We start from the raw sequence: 5402 nt of genomic DNA, 5'->3' as shown, positions 1-5402 counted from the left end.
ATTCATTATTTAAATAAAGAATACGAACTTTTTTTCCGGAATCCGCAACGTACAATTTTCCGGTTCCTTCGGCTTTCATTAATTTTGCTCCTTCGCCGCTGATCGCTTTTTTCAATAAGTTTCCAATTCCTCCGGAAAGCATTCCCTGTCTTTCGAAATTAACGTTTCCGATGTAGCCAACCATACTTCCTGCCTTAGTCCAGACAGACTGATTGTTGAGGTTGATCTCCAGAAGAGAGGGTTTTTCCAGCTCGAAATAATCTCTTTCCATTGGGTTTTCTTTCGTTTCGTTCACAAAAGATTCAATCGAATATTTGCTCATAGTGTAAATTTTTAATGTTCTCAAAAATAGCTTTTTTACGGTATAAAAAGTATCGGGAAATCACGGTTTTTTATTTCAATTAAAATTAATTTAAATACTTTGAATCTTTGTATTTTCGAAAATAAGTCAAACGCCCTTGTTTATCTTGGTTTCAATAATTTAAACAAAATTCTTAAATAAAACTTTTTTAATTTCAAGAAATACAAAGGCATCTCATTTAAAAAATGCAAAACAGGAAATAATTATATTGTTGATTATTAGTTAGTTGTGTTCGTTTAAAAAATGCGCAAAGAGTTACTTTAACATCTATGTAAATAATACTTGACAAAGGGGTTTCGAATATCGTATATTTGCACTCCGAAAATTACACCATGTAATTTCTATAAATTTTTAAACCGTAATTTAAAAAATGAAAACATCAGATTTTAATTTTGATCTTCCTGCGGAATTATTGGCAGAACACCCATCAGAACACAGAGACGAAGCCAGATTAATGGTTTTAGACAGAAAAACTGAAACAATTCAGCACAAACTGTTCAAAGATGTGGTAGATTATTTCGACGAAGGAGATCTTTTTATCTTCAACAATACTAAAGTTTTTCCTGCACGTTTATACGGAAATAAAGAAAAAACGGGAGCTAAAATTGAAGTTTTCTTATTAAGAGAGCTGGATAAGGAAACCCGCGTTTGGGACGTTTTGGTAGATCCGGCAAGAAAAATCAGAATAGGTAACAAATTATTCTTCACAGAAGATGAATCTTTAGTAGCAGAAGTAATTGATAACACCACTTCAAGAGGGAGAACTTTAAGATTCTTATTCGATGGTTCTTACGAAGAATTCAGAGCCAAGTTAAAGGAATTGGGAGAAACTCCGCTTCCGAAATACATCAAGAGAGACGTTGAACCTGAAGATGCGGAAAGATACCAAACCATCTATGCAAAAGTAGAAGGAGCGGTTGCAGCACCAACTGCAGGACTTCACTTTTCAAAACATCTCATGAAGAGACTGGAAATCAAAGGAATCGACTTTGCTGAGGTTACGCTTCACGTTGGTTTGGGAACTTTCAACCCGATTGAGGTAGAAGATCTTTCTAAGCACAAAATGGAATCTGAAGAAATCTTCATCGATGAGAAAAATGCTCAGATCATCAACAATGCTGTGGAAGCGAACAGAAGAGTTTGTGCCGTTGGAACAACTACCATGAGAACTTTGGAAACTTCTGTTTCTTCAAACAAAAAGATATCTGCTTTCCACGGATGGACCAATAAATTTATTTATCCTCCACACGATTTCGGAGTGGCAAACTGTATGATTACGAACTTCCACACGCCAAAATCTACATTAATCATGATGATCGCAGCGTTTGCAGGAAGAGATTTCGTAATGCACGCTTACGAAGAAGCTGTAAAAGAAAAATACAAATTCTACTCTTACGGAGACGCAATGTTAATTTTGTAACAAAATAAGTAAAAAGAACCAGGTTAAAAGTAAAAGGTATAAAAGCTGTGAAACAGAATGATCTACTTGAAAGGACTTTTATATTTGGAGTTAATTGTCTTAAGTTTTTAAGATCACTTCCAAATGATCCTGAAAGTAAATTAATCAGATTTCAACTGGGAAAGTCAGCGACTTCAATAGGAGCAAATTATGAAGAATCTCAGGCCGGATCTTCTAAAGCTGATTTTAAAAATAAAGTAAAAATTGCTTTAAGAGAAGCCAGGGAAAGTAATTTTTGGCTTCGGGTTTTAGAAAAGCTAGATGGCTACGATTCTGAAGAATTTAAAACTTTATTAAATGAAAGTGCTGAATTGAAAAATATTTTAGCTGCAATAGTTAATAACACAAAGCTGTAAAAACTTTTTAATTTTTACTTTTAACCTGGCTCTTTAAATAAATTATGAAAGACATCAGAACTTTATCACTGGACCAGCTCAAAGAATATTTTGTTTCTTTGGGAGAAAAACCGTTTCGCGCGAAGCAGGTGTACGACTGGTTGTGGAGTAAAAATCTCCACTCGATTGATGAAATGACGAATCTTTCAAAGTCTCTTCGTGAAAGAATCGCGGAAGAGTATACCATCAATCCTGTTTCTGTGGATCAGCTTCAGAAAAGCACAGACGGAACCATTAAAAACGGAGTGAAATTACACGACGGCTTATTGGTGGAATCCGTTCTTATTCCTACAGAAACCAGAACGACAGCCTGCGTTTCTTCACAGGTCGGATGTTCATTAAACTGCGAATTCTGCGCAACCGCAAGACTCAAAAGAATGAGAAATCTTGAAGTTGCTGAAATCGTGGATCAGGTTGCTTTAATCGACAGCCAGAGCAAAATGTACTTCGACAGGCCGCTTTCCAACATTGTTTTTATGGGAATGGGAGAGCCGATGATGAATTACAAGAATGTAGTAGAAGCAATCAGAAAAATTACCCAGCCGGAAGGTTTAGGAATGTCTCCGAGAAGAATTACGGTTTCTACTTCCGGAATTCCGAAGATGATCAAAATGCTTGCTGATGAAGAACTGAAAGTGAAATTAGCTTTATCACTCCATTCCGCAATCGAAGTAAAACGTAATGAGATCATGCCTTTTTCCGATAAGTTTCCTTTAACGGAAATCATGGAATCTCTTCAGTACTGGTATAAAAAAACAGGCTCTGTTATCACTTTCGAATATTGTGTATGGAAAGGAATTAACGACGGAGATGAAGACATCAAAGCACTGATTAAATACTGTAAACAGGTTCCTTCGAAAGTAAATTTAATCCAGTATAATCCCATTGGAGACGGAAAATATGACCAGTGCAACAAACAGGCAGAGGAAAATTATATCCGTCAGCTTGAAAATGCGGGAATTGTCTGTGTGGTAAGAAAAAGCCGTGGCGGAGATATTGATGCAGCCTGCGGACAGCTTGCCAATAAGTCTTCGGATTAAATTTTTATTAAAAAAAACAAAAATTTTTCTTATCGTTTTTGTAAAATCCTAACTTTGTACCACAAATTTAAAAGTGATGATGGATTACTTTATGGATGAAAATGGATTGGAAAGTGTCTACTCATGGGCAATTCCTGTTCACGCTGCTGTTATTTTAGCCGAAATGATTTACAGCCATGTTTCCGAGGCTAAATTATATGATAAAAAAGACGTTGCAACAAGTGTTTATTTGGCACTGATGAACTTCGGGCTGGATCTTTTAATGAAAGGATTTGCCATGTTTGTCATGTTTTTCTTTTACAATCATAGATTTTTCACGTGGGAATTTACGATCTGGTATTGGCTGATCTGTTTTGTGGTAACGGATTTTGCGTACTACGTTCTTCATTATGTAGATCATCATTCCAGAGCATTCTGGGCGGTTCATATTACGCACCATAACTCGGAATATTTCAATTTGACAACGGGTTTCAGAAGTCCGGTTTTACAGCCTCTATACAGATATTTGTACTTTTCGCCACTGGCTTTTTTAGGATTCAATCCGTGGCACATTATGGTGGTTTATGCGATTGGTCAGGTTTACGGAACGTGGGTTCATACGCAGACTGTAAAAAGTATGGGGTTTCTGGAATATATCTTGGTAACGCCCTCTCATCACCGTGTTCATCATGCATGTAACATCAAATATCTTGACAGAAATATGGGAATGTGCCTTATTATCTGGGACAAAATTTTCGGAACTTTCGAAAAAGAAGATCCTAATGTTCCTGTAAAGTACGGTATTTATCCAAAAATGCCGAATGACAGACCAGACACGGTTTTGTTATACGAATGGAGAAAAATATGGAAAGATATTAAACAGCCGGGACTGAAATTTTCAGATCGTATTAATTATATTTTTAATTCTCCGGGATGGCGGCACGACGGAACCGGAAAAACAGTGAGACAATATCAAAAAGATTATTGGGCAAGAAAAAGTAAAAATAAAGATCAGATTCAGAAGAAATCTGCTTAGTTTTCTAAACACTGGTGACGCTATTTTGACACAGATTTCACAATATTTGAATTTAAATATAATCTTACCATAAATTAGGACGGGCTTGCTCGTCTTTTTTGTTTGCTTAAATTTAAATTCAATCTCTTCTTCGTTATCTTAGTTAAGTTAAACGCCTTTGCTAACTTAAAAACGAATAGTAATAAAAAAATCTTTGCGAGCTTTGTGTTAAAAAAAATACTCAACTTCATTATGCTCAAAACTACGAAAGCATATAAAATTCTACATAAGTATTAGTGAAATTAGTATAAAAAATTAGAGCCATTTGTGTTTAAATAAATATTTTTACCGCATGAAAAAGCTTTTCATCATATTTGCCATTACCGTTTCAACAGTCTCATTTTCCCAACAGGCGGATCTGTTCAAAATCAGAAAGTACAGAGTCAATTATTTGGATGATAAAGTGAAAGAAACTTCAGGGCTGAGCTTAATCAACGGAAAACTGTATACTTTTAACGACAGCGGAAATTCTCCCGAACTTTTCGAATTGGATAAAAAAACAGGAAAAATTATCGGCACCGTACAAATCAACGCTAAAAATAAAGATTGGGAAGCACTTACAAACGACGGTAAAAACTTTTACATCGGAGATTTCGGAAACAACGGCGGAACCAGAAAAGATCTCGAAATTTATAAAGTTCCTTTTGAAAATAATACATTAAATAACGATTCTGTAAAAGTAATTTCCTTCGAATATCCCGAACAGCAGGAATTTATTCCGAAATATTCCGAAACGGACTTCGATGCGGAAGCGATGATTTATTTAAATGGTAAAATTCATCTCTTTACAAAAGAATGGGGTTCAAAATCAACAACACATTACATTATCGATCCTGAAATTTCAGAAAAGCAAAAAGCACAGAAAACAGAAACTTTTAAGACCGGTTTTATTGTAACAGATGCTTCTTATTTTAATAAAAGGCTTTATTTGATAGGCTATACCAAGAAAACAGAAGTCTTTTTAGATATTTTTAATGAAGCTGAATCCGGAGTTTTTTTTAAAGAAAATCCTAAACATTATTATCTTGGAAGCGCTTTATCCATTGGACAAATTGAAGGAATTGCCGTTGATGAAACAGGAATCTATATTTCG

6 protein-coding genes are annotated in these 5402 nt (G+C 35.2%); 5 read left to right on the top strand and 1 reads right to left on the bottom strand.

All coding sequences use genetic code 11. The annotated features are described in order from the left end of the window. Positions 1-322, bottom strand: a 322-nt coding sequence (locus tag WFK35_RS20230) for an AIM24 family protein (RefSeq protein ID WP_336734245.1), incomplete at its 3' end; no start/stop codon positions are given. Between the two features lie 409 nt (positions 323-731). On the opposite strand from WFK35_RS20230, the gene queA reads away from it, so the two are divergent. The 5 genes from queA to WFK35_RS20205 form a co-directional block, all read left to right on the top strand. Continuing rightward, positions 732-1781 carry a tRNA preQ1(34) S-adenosylmethionine ribosyltransferase-isomerase QueA gene (queA, locus tag WFK35_RS20225; protein ID WP_214590255.1) on the top strand — a complete coding sequence of 350 codons (1050 nt, stop codon included), beginning with the start codon at positions 732-734 and terminating at the stop codon, positions 1779-1781. 47 nt (positions 1782-1828) lie between these two features. Then, positions 1829-2176 carry a four helix bundle protein gene (locus WFK35_RS20220; RefSeq protein WP_336734243.1) on the top strand — a complete coding sequence of 116 codons (348 nt, stop codon included), beginning with the start codon at positions 1829-1831 and terminating at the stop codon, positions 2174-2176. Between the two features lie 44 nt (positions 2177-2220). Continuing rightward, positions 2221-3255 (top strand): 23S rRNA (adenine(2503)-C(2))-methyltransferase RlmN, encoded by a 1035-nt coding sequence (gene rlmN / locus WFK35_RS20215; RefSeq protein WP_214590254.1) that lies wholly within the window; start codon positions 2221-2223, stop codon positions 3253-3255. A 76-nt stretch (positions 3256-3331) separates the two neighbouring features. Then, positions 3332-4270, top strand: a complete 939-nt coding sequence (locus tag WFK35_RS20210; protein ID WP_336734240.1) for a sterol desaturase family protein — start codon at positions 3332-3334, stop codon at positions 4268-4270. Positions 4271-4601: 331 nt separating this feature from the next. Continuing rightward, positions 4602-5402, top strand: an 801-nt coding sequence (locus tag WFK35_RS20205; RefSeq protein ID WP_336734238.1) for a hypothetical protein, incomplete at its 3' end; no start/stop codon positions are given.

The sequence above is a fragment of the Chryseobacterium sp. VD8 genome (assembly GCF_037149975.1).
Classification (GTDB): domain Bacteria; phylum Bacteroidota; class Bacteroidia; order Flavobacteriales; family Weeksellaceae; genus Chryseobacterium; species Chryseobacterium indicum.
Note: the sequence above shows the minus strand (reverse complement) of the source record. Positions and strands in the feature narration are given on the sequence as shown.

Coding starts and splice junctions, on each gene's coding strand:
- queA (WP_214590255.1), top strand. CDS start 732: ATGAAAACATCAGATTTTAATTTTGATCTTCCTGCGGAATTATTGGCA.
- rlmN (WP_214590254.1), top strand. CDS start 2,221: ATGAAAGACATCAGAACTTTATCACTGGACCAGCTCAAAGAATATTTT.
- WFK35_RS20210 (WP_336734240.1), top strand. CDS start 3,332: ATGATGGATTACTTTATGGATGAAAATGGATTGGAAAGTGTCTACTCA.